Annotated in this window: 18 protein-coding genes; 12 read left to right on the top strand and 6 right to left on the bottom strand. The window is 65.5% G+C overall.

The window, feature by feature from the left end; all coding sequences use genetic code 11:
- Positions 1-30: 30 nt before the first annotated feature.
- Complete coding sequence (locus ACVWYQ_RS01640) at positions 31-651, top strand: TetR/AcrR family transcriptional regulator (RefSeq protein ID WP_157282218.1); 621 nt, start codon at positions 31-33, stop codon at positions 649-651.
- 136 nt (positions 652-787) lie between these two features.
- Here the strand turns inward: ACVWYQ_RS01640 and ACVWYQ_RS01645 are convergent, their stop codons facing one another.
- Positions 788-1,684, bottom strand: coding sequence for a LysR family transcriptional regulator (locus tag ACVWYQ_RS01645; RefSeq protein ID WP_456725367.1), 897 nt, complete (start codon positions 1,682-1,684; stop codon positions 788-790).
- Between the two features lie 102 nt (positions 1,685-1,786).
- Between ACVWYQ_RS01645 and ACVWYQ_RS01650 the strand changes: the two genes are divergently transcribed.
- The 8 genes from ACVWYQ_RS01650 (at position 1,787) to ACVWYQ_RS01685 (ending at position 11,177) form a co-directional block, all read left to right on the top strand.
- The gene (locus tag ACVWYQ_RS01650; protein WP_036001072.1) at positions 1,787-3,283 is read left to right on the top strand and encodes a CoA-acylating methylmalonate-semialdehyde dehydrogenase; all 1,497 of its coding nucleotides are present in this window, start codon (positions 1,787-1,789) and stop codon (positions 3,281-3,283) included.
- A 22-nt stretch (positions 3,284-3,305) separates the two neighbouring features.
- The gene (locus tag ACVWYQ_RS01655) at positions 3,306-4,451 is read left to right on the top strand and encodes an isobutyryl-CoA dehydrogenase (protein WP_404541702.1); all 1,146 of its coding nucleotides are present in this window, start codon (positions 3,306-3,308) and stop codon (positions 4,449-4,451) included.
- A complete protein-coding gene (locus ACVWYQ_RS01660) occupies positions 4,448-5,515 on the top strand; it encodes an enoyl-CoA hydratase/isomerase family protein (protein WP_271547140.1) in 1,068 nt (355 codons plus the stop codon). Before ACVWYQ_RS01655 ends, ACVWYQ_RS01660 begins: the two co-directional genes overlap by 4 nt.
- Entirely contained in the window at positions 5,511-6,431 is a 921-nt protein-coding gene (gene mmsB / locus ACVWYQ_RS01665) for a 3-hydroxyisobutyrate dehydrogenase (RefSeq protein WP_271547276.1), read from the top strand. The genes ACVWYQ_RS01660 and mmsB overlap by 5 nt, the downstream gene beginning before the upstream one ends.
- Positions 6,431-8,149, top strand: a complete 1,719-nt coding sequence (locus ACVWYQ_RS01670; protein WP_271547139.1) for an AMP-binding protein — start codon at positions 6,431-6,433, stop codon at positions 8,147-8,149. Before mmsB ends, ACVWYQ_RS01670 begins: the two co-directional genes overlap by 1 nt.
- A gap of 127 nt (positions 8,150-8,276) precedes the next feature.
- Positions 8,277-8,756, top strand: coding sequence for a MaoC family dehydratase (locus ACVWYQ_RS01675; RefSeq protein WP_404541700.1), 480 nt, complete (start codon positions 8,277-8,279; stop codon positions 8,754-8,756).
- Positions 8,757-8,877: 121 nt separating this feature from the next.
- Complete coding sequence (locus tag ACVWYQ_RS01680; RefSeq protein WP_404541698.1) at positions 8,878-9,795, top strand: SDR family NAD(P)-dependent oxidoreductase; 918 nt, start codon at positions 8,878-8,880, stop codon at positions 9,793-9,795.
- Between the two features lie 152 nt (positions 9,796-9,947).
- The gene (locus tag ACVWYQ_RS01685) at positions 9,948-11,177 is read left to right on the top strand and encodes a BaiN/RdsA family NAD(P)/FAD-dependent oxidoreductase (RefSeq protein ID WP_404541695.1); all 1,230 of its coding nucleotides are present in this window, start codon (positions 9,948-9,950) and stop codon (positions 11,175-11,177) included.
- Positions 11,178-11,285: 108 nt separating this feature from the next.
- On the opposite strand, the gene ACVWYQ_RS01690 is transcribed toward ACVWYQ_RS01685, so the two are convergent.
- From ACVWYQ_RS01690 to ACVWYQ_RS01700, 3 genes are read right to left on the bottom strand one after another with little or no spacing between them, the layout of a single operon-like run.
- Positions 11,286-12,365 (bottom strand): D-TA family PLP-dependent enzyme, encoded by a 1,080-nt coding sequence (locus ACVWYQ_RS01690; protein ID WP_404541693.1) that lies wholly within the window; start codon positions 12,363-12,365, stop codon positions 11,286-11,288.
- 3 nt (positions 12,366-12,368) lie between these two features.
- Positions 12,369-14,180 carry an ABC-F family ATP-binding cassette domain-containing protein gene (locus ACVWYQ_RS01695; RefSeq protein ID WP_404541691.1) on the bottom strand — a complete coding sequence of 604 codons (1,812 nt, stop codon included), beginning with the start codon at positions 14,178-14,180 and terminating at the stop codon, positions 12,369-12,371.
- Between the two features lie 2 nt (positions 14,181-14,182).
- A complete protein-coding gene (locus ACVWYQ_RS01700) occupies positions 14,183-14,662 on the bottom strand; it encodes a YaiI/YqxD family protein (RefSeq protein ID WP_456725368.1) in 480 nt (159 codons plus the stop codon).
- A gap of 106 nt (positions 14,663-14,768) precedes the next feature.
- Between ACVWYQ_RS01700 and ACVWYQ_RS01705 the strand changes: the two genes are divergently transcribed.
- Complete coding sequence (locus tag ACVWYQ_RS01705; protein WP_404541686.1) at positions 14,769-15,569, top strand: hypothetical protein; 801 nt, start codon at positions 14,769-14,771, stop codon at positions 15,567-15,569.
- Positions 15,570-15,743: 174 nt separating this feature from the next.
- Here ACVWYQ_RS01705 and ACVWYQ_RS01710 read toward each other — a convergent pair whose 3' ends face one another.
- Complete coding sequence (locus ACVWYQ_RS01710; RefSeq protein ID WP_404541684.1) at positions 15,744-18,116, bottom strand: xanthine dehydrogenase family protein molybdopterin-binding subunit; 2,373 nt, start codon at positions 18,114-18,116, stop codon at positions 15,744-15,746.
- Positions 18,117-18,326: 210 nt separating this feature from the next.
- On the opposite strand from ACVWYQ_RS01710, the gene ACVWYQ_RS01715 reads away from it, so the two are divergent.
- Together ACVWYQ_RS01715 and ACVWYQ_RS01720 are read left to right on the top strand one after the other, a co-directional pair.
- Positions 18,327-19,400, top strand: coding sequence for a Ppx/GppA phosphatase family protein (locus ACVWYQ_RS01715; RefSeq protein WP_404541682.1), 1,074 nt, complete (start codon positions 18,327-18,329; stop codon positions 19,398-19,400).
- Positions 19,401-19,402: 2 nt separating this feature from the next.
- The gene (locus ACVWYQ_RS01720; protein ID WP_157287760.1) at positions 19,403-20,089 is read left to right on the top strand and encodes an RlmE family RNA methyltransferase; all 687 of its coding nucleotides are present in this window, start codon (positions 19,403-19,405) and stop codon (positions 20,087-20,089) included.
- 104 nt (positions 20,090-20,193) lie between these two features.
- Here ACVWYQ_RS01720 and ACVWYQ_RS01725 read toward each other — a convergent pair whose 3' ends face one another.
- A complete protein-coding gene (locus ACVWYQ_RS01725) occupies positions 20,194-21,684 on the bottom strand; it encodes an MFS transporter (RefSeq protein ID WP_109144054.1) in 1,491 nt (496 codons plus the stop codon).
- Positions 21,685-21,822 lie beyond the last annotated feature (138 nt).

Raw genomic sequence — 21,822 nt, forward strand, 5'->3', positions numbered from 1 at the left:
AGATGATCTCCGACATCCAATGAGCTCCGCATGCGCTATTCCCGGGAACACAAGCAGGAAACCCACGACCGCATCGTGAAGAAGGCCTCGGTGCGGCTGCGGGAGAAGGGTGCCCACGGTATCGGCGTCGCCGACCTCATGAAGGAGGCGGGCCTGACCCACGGCGGCTTTTACGCGCATTTCGATTCCCGCGAGGCGCTGGTGATCGAGGCTTTTGCCTACGCGATGGACCGTTCGATGGAACACTGGCGCAAGCTCACCGGCGAGGTCGCTCCGGAAAAGCGGCTGGCGCTGATCGCGGAAAGCTATTTGTCCACGCTGCATCGCGACAATCCCGGTCACGGCTGCTCGATTCCCGCGCTGGGAGCCGAGATCGCCCGCGAGAGCCCGAAGACACGCAAGGCCTTTGCCGGCAAGCTGGACGAGATGATCGAGGCCCTGACCGACACCATCCCGAACATGCCGCGCAAGGCGGCACGCAAGCAGGCGATCGCGACGCTGGCGACGATGGCGGGCACCATGCTGCTCGCGCGCATCGCCGGCTCGAGCGAATTGTCCGACGAGATGCTGAAGGCGGGCCGAGACCACGCGCTCGAGGGAGCGAAGCGTGAGCCCGCGAAAGCGACGATGCTGAAGAAGACGAAGAACTAGGCGAGGTGCCGTAGGGTGGGCGCGTTAGCGCCGTGCCCACGATCTTCCCTCCACGATTGAACCAGTTGTGGTGGGCACGCCACGAACCGCGCATCCGCGCGTCTCGCTGCTTTGCCCACCCTGCGGGAGTGGCAGTCTACCGCCCCGCAAACAACGCCCGCTCGCGCTCCACGATCTCGCTGATGTAATCGGCCACGGCCCTGATCCGCGCCAGGTCCTTGCTGTCGGCGTGCATCAGCATCCAGAACGTTCGCGTGATCGAGATCTCGTCCGGCAGCACAGCCACGAGCTGCGGATAGTCGCTCGCCATGAAATGCGGCAGCACCGCGATGCCGAAGCCTGAAAGCGTGGCGTTGAGCTGGGCGATCAGATTGGCGCTGCGGAAGCGCGCCGAGATTCGCGGCGACACCTGCGGCAGATAGTCGAGTTCCGGCGTGAACAAGAGTTCCTCGATGTAGCCGACGAAGCGGTGCTGCGTCAGATCCTGCCGCGAGGCGATTTTGGGGAAGCGGTCGAGATAGGTGGGGGCCGCGTAGAGCCCGAGGCGGTAGTCGAGCAGCTTGCGGCCGACGATGCGGCCTTCCTTGGGCATGGTCAGGCTGATGGCGATATCGGCCTCGCGCTTGGAGAGGCTGAACAGCCGCGCGGTTGCCACAAGTTGCAAATCGAGATCGGGATAGCGGTCCGCGAACGGCGTCAGCCGCGGCGCCAGGAAGGCGGTGCCGAACCCATCAGGCGCGCCGATCCGCACCGTCCCGGTCAGCCGCGCCACAGAGCCGCCGACCTGCTCCTGATTGGCAACAATGGTCGATTCCATGGCTTCGGCGCTGTCGGCGACGCGCTGGCCGGCCTCGGTGAGGAGGTAGCCGGTCTTGCGCCGGTCGAACAGCTTGGCCGAGAGGTGCTTCTCCAGCCGGTCGACGCGGCGGATCACGGTGGCATGGTCGACCCCCAGCTGTTTTGCCGCAGCCGACACCGAGCCGCCCCGCACGAAGCGAAAGTCGTCCCAATCGATAGCGCCTTGATCCAGCATTTTCGCACATCTATGGTGCATTATCTCAGACTTGAATCCTATAAAATGCAGGTCAATAGGATTTGTCAAAGCGACCACGCTCGGCCTGAAGGAGATCATTCCATGCGTTCAATCGGACATTTCATCGGTGGCAAGGAGGTCAAGGGCACCTCTGGCCGCACCGCCGACGTTTTCGAGCCGATGACCGGTGACGTTCAGGCCAAGGTGGCGCTGGCGTCCAAGGCCGAAGTCCGCGCCGCCGTCGAGAACGCGCGTGCCGCACAGCCCGAATGGGCCGCGACCAACCCGCAGCGCCGCGCCCGCGTCATGATGAAATTTGTCGAGCTGGTCCAGCGCGATTACGACAAGCTCGCCGAGCTGCTCGCGCGCGAGCACGGCAAGACCGTCCCCGACGCCAAGGGCGACATACAGCGCGGCCTAGAAGTCGCGGAATTCGCTTGCGGCATTCCGCATCTGATGAAGGGCGAGTACACCGAAGGCGCCGGCCCCGGCATCGACATCTATTCGATGCGCCAGCCGCTCGGCGTCGTCGCAGGCATCACGCCGTTCAATTTCCCGGCGATGATCCCGATGTGGAAGTTCGCGCCCGCGATCGCCTGCGGCAACGCCTTCATCCTCAAGCCGTCGGAGCGCGACCCCGGCGTGCCGATGCTGCTCGCTGAACTCATGATGGAAGCGGGCCTGCCGGCCGGCATCCTCAACGTCGTCAACGGCGACAAGGAGGCGGTCGACGCCATCCTCGACGATCCCGACATCAAGGCCATCGGCTTCGTCGGCTCGACGCCGATCGCGCAGTACATCTACGAGCGCGCCGCGCAGACCGGCAAGCGCTGCCAGTGCTTCGGCGGCGCCAAGAACCACGCCATCGTCATGCCCGACGCCGACATGGACCAGGCCGTGGACGCGCTGATCGGCGCCGGCTACGGCTCGGCCGGCGAGCGCTGCATGGCCGTTTCCGTCGCGGTCCCCGTCGGCAAGTCCACCGCCGACCGCCTGATGGAAAAGCTGATCCCGCGCGTCGAGTCGCTCAAGATCGGCACCTCGATCGATCCGTCGGCCGACTACGGTCCGCTCGTGACCCGCGAGGCGGTCGAGAAGGTCAAGAGCTACATCGACATCGGCGTCAAGGAAGGCGCGACGCTCGCCGTCGACGGGCGCGGCTTCAAGATGCAGGGCTACGAGAACGGCTTCTATCTCGGCGGCTCGCTGTTCGACAACGTCACCAAGGACATGCGGATCTACAAGGAAGAGATCTTTGGCCCGGTGCTCTCGGTGGTGCGCGCGCACGACTATAAGGAAGCGCTGGCGCTGCCGTCGGACCACGACTACGGCAATGGCGTTGCCATCTTCACCCGCGACGGCGACGCCGCGCGCGACTTCGCGGCCAGGGTCAACGTCGGCATGGTCGGCATCAACGTGCCGATCCCGGTGCCGATCGCCTATTACACTTTCGGCGGCTGGAAGAAGTCCGGCTTCGGCGATCTCAACCAGCACGGCCCGGACTCGATCCGCTTCTACACCAAGACCAAGACGGTGACCTCGCGCTGGCCGTCGGGCGTCAAGGAAGGCGCGGAGTTCTCGATTCCGCTGATGAAGTAATCCTCTTAAGGAGCGAGGCCGGATGCAGTTCGCTCTGAATGAGGATCAGATCGCGGTTCGCGACATGGCATTGGCGTTTGCGGCCGAGAAGATCGCGCCGCACGCGCTGCGCTGGGACGAGGAGAAGCATTTCCCCGTCGAGGTCATGCGCGAGGCTGCCACGCTCGGCATGGGCGGCATCTACATCCGCGACGATGTCGGCGGCTCCGCCATGGCGCGGTTCGACGCGGCGCTGATCTTCGAGGCGCTGGCGACGGGTTGCCCGACCACCTCGGCCTTCATCTCCATCCACAATATGGCGAGCTGGATGATCGATGCCTTCGGCAGCGATACCCAGCGCCACCAATGGCTGCCGAAGCTCTGCACCATGGAGCTGATCGCCAGCTACTGCCTGACCGAGCCGGGTGCCGGCTCCGATGCGGCAGCGCTCCGCACCCGCGCGGTGCGCGACGGCGACCATTATGTGCTCAACGGCCAGAAGCAGTTCATCTCTGGCGCCGGCGGCACCGACCTGCTGGTCGCGATGGTCAGGACCGGCGGTGATGGCCCCGGCGGCATCTCGACCGTTGTCATCGACGGCAAGACACCCGGCGTCTCCTTTGGCGCCAACGAGCGCAAGATGGGCTGGAACGCACAGCCGACCCGCGCGGTGATATTCGAGAACGCCCGCGTGCCTGTGGCCAATCGCCTGAGCGAGGAGGGCACAGGCTTCAAGATCGCGATGGCCGGCCTCGACGGCGGCCGTCTCAACATTACGGCGTGCTCGCTCGGCGGCGCGCAAGCTGCGCTCGACAAGGCGCGCGCCTACATGAAGGAGCGCAAGGCGTTCGGCAAACGGCTCGACGAATTCCAGGCGCTGCAATTCCGTCTCGCCGACATGGCGATCGAGTTGGAGGCCGCGCGCACCTTCCTGTGGCGCGCCGCCGCGGCGCTCGATCGCAAAGACCCCGACGCCACCATGCTCTGCGCCATGGCGAAACGCTTCGGCACCGATGTCGGGTTCGAGGTTGCCAACCATGCGCTGCAACTCCACGGCGGCTACGGCTACCTCAGCGAATACGGCATCGAGAAGATCGTGCGCGACTTACGCGTGCACCAGATCCTCGAAGGCACCAATGAAATCATGCGGCTCATCGTGGCGCGCAAACTGATCGAGGGCGCGCGATGAGTTCAGTGGAAGAGGGCGATCTAGTCGCCCGCGTCGAGGGCGCGGCCGGCATCATCAGGCTCAATCGTCCCAAGGCGATCAACGCCGTCACGCTTGAGATGTTTCGCGACATCGACAAGGCGCTCGATCGCTTCGAAGCTGATCCTGCAGTTGCCGTGATCCTGCTGGAAGGCGCCGGCGAGCGCGGGCTCTGCGCCGGCGGCGACATCCGCGCGCTCTGGGAAAGCTCGAAAGTCAATGGCGATCTCGGCAAGATCCTGTGGCGCGAGGAGTACATCCTCAATGCCCGGATCAAGAAATTTCCAAAACCCTATGTCGCCTTCATGGACGGCATCGTGATGGGCGGCGGCGTTGGCTTGTCCGCCCATGCCAGCCACCGGATCGTCACCGATCGGACGAAGCTCGCGATGCCCGAAGTCGGCCTCGGCTTCTTCCCCGACGTTGGTGGTACCTATCTGCTGTCGCATTCGCCGGGCGAGATCGGCACCTATTTCGGGCTGACCGGCCAGACCATGAACGGGCCGGACGCGATCCATGCGAAGTTTGCCGATTGGGTGGTGCCGGCGGCAAGATTGCCGGAGCTGCGCGAGGCGCTGACCGAGCTGCGGTCCGGTGCGACCGCAGCCGATTTCAGCAAGCTCATCGACGGCTTCGCCACCGGCGAGACTGCGGGGCCGGTCGCCGCCAGGGAGCCGGTCATCGATGCATTGTTCGGCTTCGACCGCATGGAGGACATTTTCGCTGCGTTAAAGCGCGATGGTTCCGAGTTCGCGCTGGCCACGCTGAAAACGCTGAACGAAAAGTCACCGCGCGGCATGGTGGTGACGCTCAAGCTGCTGCGGCTGGCGCGCACATCGTCGAGTCTGGAAGAGTGCCTGGTGCGCGAATACCGCGCCGCGCTGGAAGTGTTTCGGAGCGACGATTTCCGCGAGGGCGTGCGCGCCGCCGTGATCGACAAGGACCGCAACCCGACCTGGTCGCCGCCGCGGATCGAGGATGTGACGCCGGAGATGCTTGCACCCTATCTCGCCGACATCGGCCCGGACGAGCTGAAGTTCAATTAACAACGCGACAGCGGAGGAAACGACAATGGCCACGATCGCATTCATCGGTCTCGGCAACATGGGCGGCCCGATGGCGGCCAACCTCGTCAAGGCCAGCCACAAAGTGGTGGCGTTCGATCTCGTCGAGGCCTCGCGCAATCAGGCCAAGGCCGATGGCGCCAGCATCGCCGACAGCGCCCCCGCCGCGGTGAAGGGCGCCGATGTCGTCGTCACCATGCTGCCCGCAGGCAAGCACGTGCTCGGCGTCTGGAACGACGTCGTGCCCGCCATGACCAAGGGGGCGCTGATCATCGACAGCTCCACCATCGACGTTGAAAGCGCGCGGTCCGCGCATGCGCTCGCCGCCAAGCACGGCGTGCTCTCGGTCGATGCGCCCGTGTCCGGCGGCACCGGCGGTGCCAAGGGAGCAACGCTTACCTTCATGTGCGGCGGTGAGGACAAGGCATTTGCCGCGGCAAAGCCCGTGCTCGAGAACATGGGCAAGAAGATCGTGCATTGCGGCGGCGCCGGAGCGGGCCAGGCCGCAAAGATCTGCAACAACATGATCCTCGGCATTTCCATGATCGCGGTGAGCGAAGCCTTTGCGCTCGGTGAGAAGCTTGGGCTCTCGCATCAAGCGCTGTTCGACGTCGCTTCGACCTCGTCCGGCCAATGCTGGTCGCTGACCACCTATTGCCCGGTACCGGGCCCGGTGCCGACCTCGCCGGCCAACAACGATTACAAGCCGGGCTTTGCCTCGACTCTGATGGTGAAAGACCTCACCCTGGCGCAGGAGGCGGCCAAGGCTGCGGGCGCAGCGACGCCGCTCGGCAAGCATGCCCAGGAGATCTATCAGTCTTTCGACGCAGCCGGCCAGGGCGGGGTGGATTTTTCCGGAATTATCAAGCACGTTAGGAGTTTAGCCGGGAAAGCTTGATGACCACATTCCAGGAAGCACGCGCGTTCCTTCTGCAACACCGCACGGATTACGAGGCAGCGGTCAAAGGCTTCCGCTGGCCCGATCCGGTTCCTTTCAACTGGGCGCTCGACTGGTTCGACGTCGAGCTCGCGGCCAATGAGGACAGCAAGGATCGGCCCGCGCTCTGGATCGTCGATGCCGCTCAGGACAAGCAGACGAAGCTGTCCTTTGCGGCGCTTTCGAAGCGCTCGAACCAAGTCGCGAATTTCCTCCGCGCACAGGGGTTGAAGCGCGGCGATCATCTGCTGCTCCTGCTCGGCAATGTGGTTCCGCTGTGGGAGACCATGCTGGCGGCGATGAAGCTTGGCGTCGTCGTCATTCCGGCGACCACGCTGCTGACTGCCGACGAGCTGCGCGACCGGCTCGATCGCGGCAAGGCCAGGGCGGTGGTCGCCGCGCAGGATCAGGTGACGAAATTCGCCAGCTTGGGCGCCGAGAACGTCGTGCGCATCGTCGTCGGCGCGGCCTCCGACGGCTGGATTGCATATGACGAGGCGACAAAGGCCTCCGAGAGTTTTGCGCCTGATGGTCCGACCAACGCCGACGATCCGATGCTGCTGTATTTCACCTCGGGCACGACGGCGAAACCGAAACTAGTACGCCACAGCCAGCGCAGCTATCCCGTCGGCCATCTCTCCACGATGTACTGGATCGGCCTGAAGCCCGGTGACGTCCATCTCAACATATCTTCGCCCGGCTGGGCCAAGCACGCCTGGAGCTGCTTCTTCGCGCCGTGGAATGCGGGCGCGACTGTATTCGTGGTGAACCAGCCGCGCTTTGATGCGAAGGCGCTGCTTGCCACCATCGGCCGCTGCGGCGTCACCACGCTGTGCGCGCCGCCGACGGTGTGGCGGCTGTTCATCCAGGAGAACCTTGCCTCGTTCAAGGTGGCGCTTCGCGAGGTCTGCGGCGCCGGCGAGCCGCTCAATCCCGAAGTGATCGACCAGGTGCAGGCCGCCTGGGGCCTCACCATCCGCGACGGCTACGGCCAGACCGAGACCACGGCGCTCGCCGGCAATTCGCCGGGCCAGCCCATCAAGATCGGCTCGATGGGCCGGCCGCTGCCAGGCTATCGCGTGCAGATCAGCGATGCCGATGGTAACCCGGCCAAGGAAGGCGAGGTGACGCTGGTGCTAGGCGCCGACCGCCCCGCGGGCCTGATGCAGGGCTATCAGAGTGACGACGGCAAATTGTCCGGCGCCGAAGGCGCGCTCTATCGCAGTGGCGACGTCGTGTTCGCAGATGAGGACGGCTACTTGACCTTCGTCGGCCGCTCCGACGACGTGTTCAAGTCGTCCGACTATCGCATCAGCCCGTTTGAGCTGGAGAGCGTGCTGCTCGAGCACGAGCTCGTCGCCGAAGCTGCGGTGGTGCCGAGCCCGGATCCGATCCGGCTTGCGATTCCCAAGGCCTTCGTGCTGCTGACTGCGGGCGCAGAACGCTCGCCGGAAACCGCGCTATCGATCTTCAGGCACCTGCACGCGCGTCTGGCGCCGTTCAAGCGCATCCGCCGCCTCGAAATCGTCACCGAGCTGCCGAAGACCATCTCTGGAAAGATCCGCCGCGTCCAGCTACGACGGCTCGAACGCGACGACGATCGGGGCGATCCCTTGCGCGGCCGGGAATTCCGCGAGGAGGATTTTCCGGAGCTGGCGAAGACACGGGGCGAAACGTAGTGGAGCTTGTCATTCCGGGGCGATGCGCAGCATCGAACCCGGAATCCATTTTGCGGCAGAGCTTGCTGTCAAATGGATTCCGGGCTCGCGCTTCGCGCGCCCCGGAATGACGGCAATCGGAGTTGCCATGAACGAAGTCTGGAAGAAGCCGCCTGTTACGCTCGAGGCCTATCAGGCCATGGTCGGCAAGGAGATCGGCGTGTCGTCATGGCATCTGATCGACCAGCCCCGCATCGACAGCTATGCCGACGTGATCGAGGATCACCAGTTCATCCACGTCGATCCGGAACGCGCGAAGAAGGAAACCGCGTTCGGCACCACCATCGCGCACGGTTTTCTCACGATGTCGCTGCTGTCGATCATGTCCTACGAGGTGATGCCCGTGATCGCGGGCACCACGATGGGCGTGAATTACGGCTTCGACAGGTTGCGCTTCATCTCGCCGGTGCGCTCGGGCAAGCGCGTGCGCGGCCGCTTTGTGCTGGCGGAAGCCAAGCTCCGCAAGCCGAACGAATTGCAGTCCCGCACCAACGTCACGGTGGAGATCGAGGGCGAGGACAAGCCGGCGCTCGTCGCCGACTGGCTTGGGTTGATCTATTTCGCGTAAGTCCCTGGCCCGTCGTTGCCGGGCTTGACCCGGCAACCCATCGCTGCTCAAAAGCCTGTCGATTTTGATGGATGGCCGGGTCAAGCCCGGCCATGACGGCTAACATCTGGGAAACGCACTCATGGCAATCAGGTTCGACGGACGCGTCGCCATCGTCACTGGCGCGGGCAATGGTCTCGGACGCGCGCATGCGCTGGGGCTGGCGAGCCGCGGCGCGAAGGTCGTGGTGAACGATTTCGGCGGCGCGCGTGACGGCACCGGCGGCTCGCTGTCGCCGGCCGAAGCGGTGGTCGAGGAGATCCGCAAAGCCGGCGGCACCGCGATGGCCGACGGCGCCGACGTCTCCAATTTCGAGCAGGTCACCGCGATGGTCGAGCGCGCCACCAAGGAATGGGGCAGCGTCGATCTCTTGTGCGCCAATGCCGGCATCCTGCGCGACAAGTCGTTCGGCAAGATGGAGGTGGCCGATTTCCAGAAGGTGCTGGACGTGCATCTGGTCGGCACCTTCTATTGCTGCAAGGCGGCGTGGGCCGGCATGCGCGAGCGCAATTACGGCCGCATCGTGCTGACGACCTCGTCCTCCGGCCTCTACGGCAATTTCGGCCAGGCCAATTACGGCGCCGCGAAAACCGGCATGGTCGGCCTGATGAACGTGCTCGCCGAGGAGGGCCGCAAGAACGACATCCGCGTCAACATCATCTCGCCGACGGCGGCGACGCGCATGACCGAAGAGCTGCTGCCGCCGCAGGCGCTGCAACTGATGAAGCCGAACGCGATCACGCCCGCGGTCGAGTACCTGCTGAGCGAGGATGCACCGACCCGCACCATCATGGGCGCGGGCGCCGGCTCGTTTGCGGTGATCAAGATTTTGGAGAGCGAAGGCATCAACCTGCCGGAGAGCGAGTGGACGCCGGATGCGATCGCCGCGCATTTCGCCGAAATCAGCGACATGTCGAAGGCCAGGGCCCTGCAGGGCGCGTTCGAGCAGACGCAGAAATACGTCGCGCAGGCCGCAGCGCGAGCGGGGATCAAGCTTTAAGCGCGGCATAATCTCAGTCTCAGTCGTCATGGCAGGGCTTGACCCGGCCATCCACGTCTTCGTACCCGCGAACATCGCTCTTGTGGATGCCCGGGACAGGCCCGGGCATGACGACCTTTGGTTTGGCACGCGGCTCGGCCTAAACTCACGCCATGACCATCACCGCCCCCCATATCGCCGTGATCGGCGCAGGTCCCGCCGGACTGATGGCGGCGGAAGTGCTGGCGCAAGGCGGCGCCTTGGTCACCGTCTACGATGCGATGCCGTCCGCCGGGCGCAAATTCCTGATGGCCGGCCGCGGCGGGCTCAATCTCACCCACAGCGAACCGCTGCCGCAGTTCATGGCGCGCTATCGCGAGGCCGCACCGAAACTGCAGGCGGCGGTCGGGGCATTTTCGCCGGATGCACTGCGCGCCTGGAGCGAGGCGCTGGGCGAGCCGACCTTCGTCGGCAGCAGCGGACGCGTGTTTCCCAAGGCGTTCAAGGCCTCGCCCTTGCTGCGCGCCTGGCTGCGGCGGCTCGATGCCGCCGGCGTCCGCTTTGCGTTTCGCCATCGCTGGATCGGCTGGGACGGCGAGGGCCGGCTTATCTTTCAGACGCCGAAAGGCGTCTCCGCTATTGAAGTGAGCGCCACGCTGCTCGCGCTCGGCGGCGCAAGCTGGCCACGCCTGGGCTCGGACGGACATTGGGTCGACATCCTCGCCGCAAAGGGCATTGCCGTCTCAAAACTGCGGCCGGCCAATTCCGGCTTCACGGTCGCGTGGTCCAAAGTCTTCCGCGACCGTTTCGAAGGCCAGCCGCTCAAGGGCGTGGCGCTGACGCTTCGCGCGCACACGGTTCGCGGAGAGGCGATGATCACCCGCAGCGGTATCGAAGGCGGCGCGATTTACGCGCTATCGGCGGAACTGCGCGAGGTCGTGCTGAATCTCGGCCAGGCGACGCTGATGATCGGGTTGCGGCCCGATCTCGACGCCGCTGCGCTGACGACGCGGCTGTCAGGCACGCGCGGCAAGCAATCGCTGGGGAACTTTTTGCGCAAGGCCGCCCAGCTGTCGCCGGTTGGTATCGGATTGATGCAGGAGGCCGCCATCGCCTCCGGCCGCCCGCTGGCCGCGTTCTCGCCGGCGGAGCTCGCAGATCTGGTCAACGCTGTTCCGGTTCAGCTCACCGGAGTAGCGGCGATCGACCGCGCGATCTCGACGGCAGGCGGAATTCTGTTCGACGAGCTCGACGAGCACTTCATGCTGCGCAAGCTGCCGGGCACGTTTGCGGCCGGCGAGATGCTGGATTGGGAGGCGCCGACGGGCGGGTATCTCCTGCAGGCCTCGTTCGCGACGGGAGCCGCTGCGGGCAGGGGCGTGCTGGCGTGGCTGAAACGCTAACCACCGTCATTGCGAGCGCAGCGAAGCAATCCAGTGTCTCTCCATGGAAAGATTCTGGATTGCTTCGTCGCAAGAGCTCCTCGCAATGACGGCCGTGGGGACGCGCGCCTACCGCAGCTTCCCGCGCGCCGCGACCGGCAGCGTGCCGATGATGTCCTCGCCGCGCACCATCACCACCTCGTCCATCATGTTGACGACGACGCAGACGTGGTTCGGCACGATGCGGACGACGTCGCCGACATTAGGCCGCGTGTTGCTGCGGGAGAGATCGAGAAAGCCGTGCTCCTCGGCGAATTTGGCGATCTTCGCCTCGGGATGCTCCAGGATCAGCCCGTGGCCGTCGAGTCCGCCGGTGTCCGTGGTCAGCGTCTTCGAGCCGGCGTCGAGAATGCCGCGCTCGGGCGCGGCGCGGCTCACCACCGTCGAATAGATGTGCAGTGCGCAATCATCCCAGGTCGCCGAACCTGCGGCGACCTGCATGCGATCGTTGTAGATGTAGGTGCCGAAGCGGTGCTCGGTGCCGCCCTTGAGCTTGCCGATGTTGACGAGGTTCGGCGTGCCACCCGTGGAGACGATCTTGGCGTCAAGCCCGTGAGCGCGTACGCCGGCCAGCGCCTCGTCGTAGAATTTCTGCGCATCGCCCCAGCCTGTTTCGGTCGGATAGAGCATGAAGCCGGCAAACTCCAGTCCCTTGGATGCCGCGATCTCGCGTGCCAGGGCAATCGCCTCTGCCGGCGTTTCGACGCCGGCACGCTTGCGCCCGGTGTCGCATTCGACCACGACCGAGAGCGGGCGGCCTGACGCCGCAGCCGCCTTGAGCAGGCCGGCGACGACCGTCCAATTGTCGGCAGCCACCGTCATGTTGGCCTTCGCCTGCAATGCGCCGAGGCGGGCCATCTTCTCCTCGCCCAGCAGATTGTAGCTGATTAGGATGTCGTCGATGCCGGCATTGGCCATGATCTCGGCTTCGCCCAGCTTCTGGCAGGTGATGCCCTTGGCGCCGGCCGCAACCTGCATCTTGGCGATGGTCGGGTTCTTGTGGGTCTTGATGTGCGGACGGTTGGCGATGCCGGCGTCATCGCAGGCCTTCTGGATCCGCGCGATGTTGCGCTCGACCCTGTCCATGTCGATGACGGCACAGGGCGTGCCGTATTCGCGGGCGATCTTGGCGGCAAGAGTTGTTGTCATGAGTTATGCCTGTTCAATCTCTTCACGGAGCATTTCGAGTTCGAGCCAGCGCTCTTCGGCGGCCGACAGCTCTTCGTGGGCCTTCGCGATGGCAGCCGAGGTGTCGTCGAATTTTTTGCGATCTTTCGCATAGAGACTGGGATCGTCGAGCACGCGCTGCAATCTTGCAATATCGGCGTGCAGCGCTTCCATCTTCTTCGGCAGCGTCTCCAGCGCGTGCTTCTCGTTGAAGCTGAGCTTCCGCTTGGGCGCCGACGAGGGAGCGGCAGCGCGCTCCTCTTTTTTCTCCACGGGAGCTTGCGCCTTCGGCGCCTCGCGCTTCAAGTCGGCGCCACGTTGGCTCAGCATGTCGCTGTAGCCACCGGCATATTCGATCCACTTGCCGTTACCCTCCGGCGCAATCACCGAGGTGACGACGCGGTCGAGGAAGTCGCGGTCGTGGCTGATGAGGATCACGGTGCCTTCGTAGTCGCCAAGCATCTCCTCGAGCACGTCGAGCGTTTCGAGATCGAGATCGTTGGTCGGCTCGTCCAGCACCAGGAGATTCGACGGCTTTGCCAGCGCGCGCGCCAGCATCAGCCGGCCGCGCTCCCCGCCCGAGAGTACCTCCAGCGGTGTGCCGCGCTGCTCCTGCGCGAACAGGAAGTCCTTCATGTAGCCGACGACGTGCTTCGGCTTGCCGCCGACCATGATTTGATCGCCGCGACCGCCGGTGAGCGCTTCCGCCAGCGTCGATTTCGGATCGAGGCTTTCGCGGTGCTGGTCGAGCGTCGCCATCTCCAGATTGGCGCCGAGACGTATCGTCCCGGAATCCGGCTGCATGCCGCCGGTGAGCAGGTTGACCAGCGTGGTCTTGCCGGCGCCGTTCGGCCCGATGATACCGAGCCGGTCGCCGCGCTGGATCCGGGTCGAGAAGCTCTCGACGATCTTGCGCTCGCCGTAGGATTTCGTGATGCCCTTGGCGTCGATCACCAGCTTGCCGGACTGCTCGGCTTCGCTGGCTGCGAGGTTGGCGCTGCCGGCGGTGCCGCGATAGTTGCGGCGCTGGGCGCGCAGCGCATGCAGATTGGCGAGCCGCTTGACGTTGCGCTTGCGGCGGCCGGAGACGCCGTGGCGCAGCCAGTGCTCCTCGTCGACGATCTTGCGGTCGAGCTTGTGCTGGTCGCGCTCCTCCTCGGCCAGCACCTCGTCGCGCCAGCTCTCGAACGAGGCAAAGCCGCGGTCGATCTGCTTGATCCTGCCGCGGTCGAGCCAGGCGGTGGAGCGCGAGAGATTGGTCAGGAAGCGGCGGTCGTGGCTGATGATGACGAGCGCGCTGCGCCTGGAGTCGAGCTCCTGCTCCAGCCATTCGATGGTGGCGAGATCGAGATGGTTGGTCGGCTCGTCCAGCAGAAGAATGTCGGGCGAGGGCGCCAGCACGAAGGCTAGCGCCGCGCGGCGTGCCTCGCCGCCGGAGAGGTTGTGCGGGTTCTCCTCGCCGGTGAGGCCGAGCTGCTCCAGGAGATAGCGCGCCTGGTGCTGGTCGTCCCCCGGCGCGAGCCCGGACTCGACATAAGCGAGCGTGGTCTTGTGGTCGCCGAAGTCGGGCTCCTGCGGCAGATACCGCACGGTGGCGCCGGGCTGCACGAAGCGTGTGCCGGCGTCAGGCTCGACCAGGCCGGCCGCGATCTTCAGCAGGGTCGACTTGCCGGAGCCGTTGCGGCCGATCAGGCAGACCCGTTCGGATGGCGCGACGTTGAGCTCGACTCCCGACAGCAGCGGCGTGCCGCCGAAGGTCAGCCTGATATCTTTGAGTTGGATCAGCGGCGGGGCCATGGCTAACCTTGGCTCGTTGCGGCCTGATCTGCGCGGCGGCGCTGGATCCGGCGCAGCGTCTGGTCGAGCGCCGAGAGGAACGCGGAGCGGTCTCGCGGCGAGAACGAGCGCGGGCCGCCGGTGACTTCGCCGGCCGATCGCAGGTCCGTCATCAGATTGCGCACCGCCAGCGTCATCCCGGTGAACGGCTTGCCGTTCGGCGCGATCACGTCGGCGCCCGCCTTGACGCAGCGGCTGGCCAGCGGAATGTCCGAGGTCACCACGACGTCGCCAGGTTTCGCGCGCTCGGCGATCCAGTCGTCGGCGGCATCCATGGCGCTGCCCGCGGCAATGCGCTCGATGAGTGGGTCTTGCGGCACGCGAATGAAATTGCCGGCGACCACGCTCACGGGCACGCCGTGCCGGATCGCGACGCGATAGATTTCGTCCTTCACCGGACAGGCGTCGGCGTCGACATAGATGCGGGTCGGGGTCTCGGTCATTCCGCCGCGTGGTACCGCATTCGGGCCGCAAAGGCGAGGGGATTGACCCCAGTTCCTCAGGCCCTACGATCGCTCCTGAAACAACAATAACAGGGAAAGGCCAGTCATGCCGAACCGGCTCGAAACCTATCGCGTCGAGGCCTACAACACCGCCAAGCAGTCCGAAAACAAGATGCACGACGACAATGTGGCCCGCCGCTTCGGCTTTTCCGGCGGACTGGTCCCCGGCGTCGACGTCTTTGCCTACATGATGCACGTGCCGATCGCGCGCTGGGGCTGCGATTTCCTGTCTCGCGGGCTGGTCGAGGCCCGCTTCATCAAGCCGGTCTATGACGGCGAGACCGCCGATGTCGATGCCACCGAGCACAACGGCCTGCTGACCATCGAGGTGTTCAGCCGCACCGAGCTCTGCGCGACCGGCACGGCCTCACTGCCGACCGCCGTGCCAACGTTGTCGCTCAGTGACTATCTCGAAGTCCCCGCCATCGCCGAGCGCAAGCCTGTCAGTCCTGCGACGTTCGAGCTGGGCAAATGGCTGGGCACCACGCCGCGCCGCTGGGCAGGGCAGGATGCGGCCGACTATCTCGCCGATGTCAGGGAGAAGGATCCGATCTTCGCGCGCGAGGGGCTCGGCCACCCCGGCCTGATCCAGCGCGTTATGAACCGCGTGCTGGTGGACAACACCATCCTGGGTCCCTGGATCCACGTCGGCAGCCGCATGCAGTTGCTGTCCGCCGCGCGCGCCGGCGACGAGATCACCGCGCGGGCAAAAGTCACCGCGAACTACGAGAAGAAGGGCCACCGCTTCGTCGAGTTCGACGCGCTGGTCGTCGCTAACGGCACGACGCCGCTCGCGCTTTGCCAGCACACCGCAATCTACCAGCCGCGCGAGCAGGCGGCGGCGTAGGCTGGAAGGCAAAGCCGCCGCTCCAAAGACGGTGTCATTCCCCGCGGAGGCGGGGAATCCAGTACGCCGCGGCGGATGTGGTGAAAGCGAGGTCTCCAACGCGCGCCTCTGGAATACTGGATCGCCCGCCTTCGCGGGCGATGACAGCATTGTTGTAGAGTTGGAAGGGCAGCCTTAAGCCGCTTTCGCCTTCGCCTCCTGGATCGCGCGCCACACCCGCTCTGGGGTCAGCGGCATGTCGATGTGCTTGATGCCGTACTCCGACAGTGCATCGAGCACCGCGTTCACCACCGTCGACAGGCTGCCGGCGCAGCCCGCTTCGCCGCAGCCCTTGCTGCCGAGCGGATTGGTGGTGGCGGGCACCGGGTGATCGCCGACCGTCATGTTGGGGACGTCCTCCGCGCGGGGCAGGGCGTAGTCCATCAGCGAGCCCGTGATCGGCTGGCCGCTCTCGTCGTAGCGGATGTGCTCCATCAGCGCCTGGCCGATGCCCTGGACCACGCCGCCATGGAGCTGGCCCGCGACCAGCATCGGGTTGATCACCGTGCCGAAATCGTTGACCGCGCTGTAGCGCACGATCTGCACTATGCCGGTGTCCGGGTCGATCTCGACCTCGGCGACGTGGCAGCCGTTCGGGAACGCCGAGGCGACTGGATCGCTGGTGTGGTCGACATCGAGGCTGTCAGGCACGCCCTCCGGCACTTTGCCGTCATGCAGACGCTTGGCAAGCTCCATGATGTCGATGCTGCGATCGGTGCCGGCGATCGTAAAGCTGCCGTCGGCAAACTCGATATCGGCTTCGGACGCCTCCAGCATATGTGCGGCGGCGCGCTTGCCTTTCTCGATGACGAGCTTTGCGGCACCCACGATGGCCTGGCCGGTCGCAGTGATCGAGCGTGAGCCGCCGGTGCCGTTGCCGGCGTGGACGATGTCGCTGTCGCCCTGCACGAGCTTCACGTTCTCGAAGGGGACGCCGAGCTGCTCGCACAGCACCTGCGCAAACGGCGTGGCATGGCCCTGGCCGTAATCGAGCGTGCCGGTGATGAGCTGCACGGTGCCATCGGGATCGAACACGATCTTGCCGAGCTCGGGGCTCGGCGGCGCCGTGACTTCGAGATAGGAGCCGACCGCAATGCCGCGCAGCTTACCGGCCTTCTTGCTCTCCTTCTTGCGCTTGGCGAAGTTCTCGTGGTCGGAGATTTCGAGCGCCTTGTTGAACACGGCCTGGAAGTCGCCGCTGTCGTAGGTGACGCCGGAGGACGCCGCGAACGGGATCTGGTTCGGCTTGATGAAGTTGCGCTTACGCAAGGTCAGCCGATTGATGCCCATCTCGTCGGCGGCGCGGTCGATCAGCCGCTCCATGTAATAGTTCGCCTCGGGCCGGCCGGCGCCGCGATAGGCCCCCATCAGCGTGGTGTTTGTCAGTACCACCTTGATGTCGACCGCCATCAGCGGCGTGCGATAGACGCTGGAGAAGTTCTTGCCGGTGTTGAGCGAAAGCGGCCCCGGCGCGACGCCGGTGATGTAGGCGCCGAGATTGCCGTAGCCGGAAAGCTTCGCCGCGAGGAAGTGCCCCTCGGCATCGAGCGCGAGCTCGGCATGGATCTTCTGCGCGCGGCCGTGGCTGTCGGAGAGGAAGCTGGTCGAGCGCTCGTCCAGCCACTTCACCGGGCGTCCCAGTGCCTTCGCCGCATAGAGAATGCACATGTACTCGGGATAGTTGATGTTCTTCATGCCGAAGGAGCCGCCGACATTGGCGGTGAGGATGCGCACCTTCTCGTTCGGCACCTTCAGGTTCTTGGCGAGGTTGGCGCGGTTGCCGGCAACGCCCTGCGTCGGCACCTGAAGCGTGTAGCGCTCGGTCTTCTTGTCGTAGGAGGCAAGCCCCACGCGCGGCTCCATCGAGACGACGGCAACGCGGGTGTTCTCGATGTCGAGCTTGGTCACATGAGCGGCGCTGGCGAAGGCGGCGTTCACCTTGTCCATGTCGCCATAGTGGTAGTCGAGCGCGACGTTGTTGGGGATGTGGTCATAGAGCTGCGGCGCGCCGGGCTGGGCGGCTTCCTCGGGGTCGGTCACCGCCGGCAGCGGCTCAATGTCGAGCTCGACCGCCTCGGCCGCGTCGCGCGCCTGGGCCAGCGTCTCCGCCACCACGAAGGCGACGGGATCACCGACGAAGCGGACCTTGTCGGTCGCCAGCGGTTGGCGGTTGGTCTGGAGGAGGGGCGTACCATCGCGGCTCTTCAGCGGCAGGCCGCAGGTGAAGGGACCGTAGCCGGCGGCATCGAGATCCTTCCCGGTCCACGCCCCCACCACGCCCGGCATCGCCTTGGCGGCATCGAGGCCGATGCTGCGGATGATGCCATGGGCATGGGTCGAGCGGACGACCACGGCATAGGCCTGGTTGGGCAGGTTGAAATCGTCGGTGTAGCGGCCCTTGCCGCGCACCAGCGTGTCGTCCTCCTTGCGGCGGACCGGTTGCCCGACGCCATACTTTTGCAGTGCAATAGCGTTCTCGAGCGTCGACGATTTGGTGTATTCTTGCATGGGAATTGACCTGAAAAGCCGGTATTTGCGCATTTTCGCGGCAGCGGAGCACCGGACTCCCTCAGATAACCCACCACCCCCGTTCACGACAACGCACGATTGGACATGGTCCCATGTGATGCGTTGTTGCGCAGGCCTGCCGCGCTGCTAATGTTTCAGGCGAATAATCAATTCCAGACCGGCCCGACCGGCCGCGGAAAGACAGTTTGTATGAATGACCACACGCGGCTCCGCGACGGCCATGCGCCGCATAGCGAGCTGGAGGGGTCGATGGCGGCGGTGGCGTTGGCCACCAATCCGGCCGTCGGCGCGCAGGCGCCGGGAACCGGCGTCTATGCGGCGCTGGACCTCGGCACCAACAATTGCAGGCTGCTGATCGCCTGTCCGACTCAGGACGGCTTTCGCGTGGTCGATTCCTTCTCGCGCATCATCCGGCTCGGGGAGGGCGTCTCGGCGACGGGGTGCATCAGCGACGCCGCGATCGAGCGCGCCATCGCCGCGCTCAGCATCTGCCGCGACAAGATCAATCTGCGGAAGGCGCGTCGGCTGCGGCTGATCGCGACCGAAGCCTGCCGCGCGGCTTCGAACGCGGAAGGTTTCCGCAGCCGCGTTGCGGCCGAGACCGGCATCGAGCTCGAGGTGATCGACCGCGAGACCGAGGCCGCGCTCGCCGTGCTGGGCTGCTCGCCGCTGGTCGATCCCAGGGGGCGGGGCGCGATCCTGTTCGACATCGGCGGCGGCTCCACCGAGCTGGTGCGGATCGAGCGCGACCCCGAAAAGCCGGAACCGCGCATCAAAGCCTGGATGTCGATTCCCTATGGCGTGGTCACGCTCGCCGAGCAGTTCGGCGGACGCGACGTCACGCCGGAGATCTATGCGGCGATGGAGCAGGAGGTCGCAAGCCACGTCGCGCCATTCGCCGAGGAGCACGGCCGCGATCTCGCCGACATGCACCTGCTCGGCACGTCGGGCACGGTGACGACGCTCGCCGGCATCCATCTTAACCTCGCGCGCTACGACCGCCGCCGCATCGACAGCATCTGGATGAACGATGCGGACATCACCACGACCATCAACAAGCTGCTCGGCATGAGCTACGAGGAGCGTGCCGCCAACAGCTGCATCAGCGTCGAGCGTGCCGATCTCGTGCTGGCGGGCTGCGCCATCCTCGACGCTATCCGCCGCGCCTTTCCGCTGCCGCGCCTGCGTGTCGCCGACCGCGGGTTGCGCGAGGGCATGCTGGTCGAGATGATGCGCGAGGACGGCGCGCTCAGGAGCTGGTGAGTATGGCCAAGGACACCACCGGCCGCTTGCACGTCCAGGTCAAGACCGGCGGCAAGCGCAAATTGTCGTCGAAGCTGTGGCTGGAGCGGCAGCTCAACGATCCCTACGTCGCCAAGGCCAAGGCGGCGGGCTATCGCTCGCGCGCCGCGTTCAAGCTGCTGGAGATCGACGACAAGTTCCGGCTTCTGAAGCCCGGCATGGCCGTGGTCGATCTCGGCGCGGCGCCCGGCGGCTGGAGCCAGATCGCCGCCAAGCGCGTCGGCTCCACGGAAGGCAAGGGCAAGGTCGTCGCCATCGATCTGTTGGAGATGCCGGAGATTCCGGGCGTCGATTTCGCGCAGCTCGACTTCATGGACAACGACGCGCCTGAGAAGCTCACCGCGATGCTGGGCGGCAAGGCCGACGTCGTGATGTCCGATATGGCCGCCAACACCACCGGCCACCGCAAGACCGACCAGCTCCGCATCGTCGGCCTGGTCGAGACGGCGGCGGCCTTTGCCTGCGACGTGCTCAAGCCCGGCGGCACGTTCCTGGCGAAAACGTTCCAGAGCGGCGCCGATGCCGAGCTGCTCGCCCAGCTCAAGCGCGACTTTGCCACCGTGCGTCACGTCAAGCCGGCGGCGAGCCGGCAGGATTCCTCGGAGCGCTACGTGCTGGCGACGGGATTTCGGGGTGGGGGAGCGGCGTAGCCTGTGGTACTCCGTCATTGCGAGGAGCTCTTGCGACGAAGCAATCCAGACTTGCTTCGCGGATGCAGTCTGGATTGCTTCGCTTCGCTCGCAATGACGAAAGACTACCCCAATCTCTGATCCCGCACGTCCTGCGTATCCTCGGATGCCGCCTTGACCGCGGCCTTCTCCGCACCCTTGCCGGCGCCCTTGCGGCTCGCGATCTCCACCGCCTTGCGTCCCGAAATTTCGTGGCCGGCGTCCGCGGGCATCTGCCAGAAGAACCAGCTCGAGGCCGCCGAGGTCAGCGCGACCACGACGAAGGCCGGCGCGAACACCGTGGCGTTGAGCTCGCTGACATGGCTGAACCACATCGTGGTCTCGACACAGGCCGCGCCGACGGCGACGCCGGCCGAGATCGCGAGCTGCTGGTTGACGCTGACGAGGGTCGTGGCGCGGCTCATTTGCGCGGTCTCGACGTCGGCATAGGCGACGGTGTTGATCGCGGTGAACTCAAGCGAGCGAAAGAAGCCGCCGACCACCAGGATCACCATGATGATGAGCAGCGGCGTCGTCACCGTGAACAGCGCGCAGACGCCGAGGAAGAACGCGCTGATGATCGCGTTCACCGTCATCAAATTGCGGAAGCCGAACGTGCGGATGATCCGCGCAGCCAGCGTCTTCATGCCCATGGCCCCGAGCGAGGAGGCGAAGGTGACGAGGCCGGAATGGAACGGCGACAGGCCGAAGCCGATCTGCATCAGGAGCGGCAGCAGGAACGGTAGTGCGCCGATGCCGAGCCGGAACAGGAAGCCGCCGAACACGGCGGCGCGCAGCGTCGGCAGCTTCAGGAGCGAGAAGTCCAGCACCGGCGATCCGGTCCGCCGCGCATGGATGACGTAGAGCGTCATCGAGATCGCACCGCCCACGATCAACGCGGCGACGGTGCTCCATGGCAGAAGGTTGAGGCCGGCAACGGAAAGGCCGAAGGCGATGCCTGCGAGCCCCAGCCCAGAGAGCACCATGCCGTAGAGATCGAACGGCTCCTGCGTCTCGCTCTTGATGGGATCGATGAAGCGCAGCGCCATGAAGATGCCGAGCAGCCCGATCGGGATGTTGATCAGGAATATCCAGTGCCAGGATGCGTAAGTCGTGATGAACCCGCCGAGCGGCGGGCCGATCACCGGGCCGATCAAGGCGGGGACCGTCACCCAGGCCATGGCGTTGACCAGCGCGCTCTTGTCGACCGAGCGCAGCAGCACGAGGCGTCCGACCGGCGTCATCATGGCGCCGCCCATGCCTTGCAGGATGCGTGCGAACACGAAATCCGTGACCGAGGTCGAGAGCGCGCAGCCGACCGAGCCGACCATGAACACGCCGACCGCGATCGCGAACACCATCCGCGCGCCGAACCGGTCGGCGGTCCAGCCGCTCGCCGGAATGAACACCGCGAGCGACAGCAGATAGGAGGTGATCGCGAGCTTCAGCGTCAGCGGGCTGGTGCCGATGTCGGCCGCGATCGCCGGCAGCGAGGTGGCGATCACGGTCGAATCCATGTTCTCCATGAACAGAGCGGTGGCCACGATCAGCGGAATGACGCGTTGCTTGTCGACCATGAGGGTAATGAAATTGGAAGGAGGGGTGGAGTTGCGGCTTATCACCGCCGTCCGCCGCCGACCATTGCGGATCCACGCATGGCACCTAAATCCCGCGTAACAACGGTGTGACCCACAGCCTCCGTCATGCCGGGGCGT

Source organism: Bradyrhizobium sp. USDA 3397 (assembly GCF_054060965.1).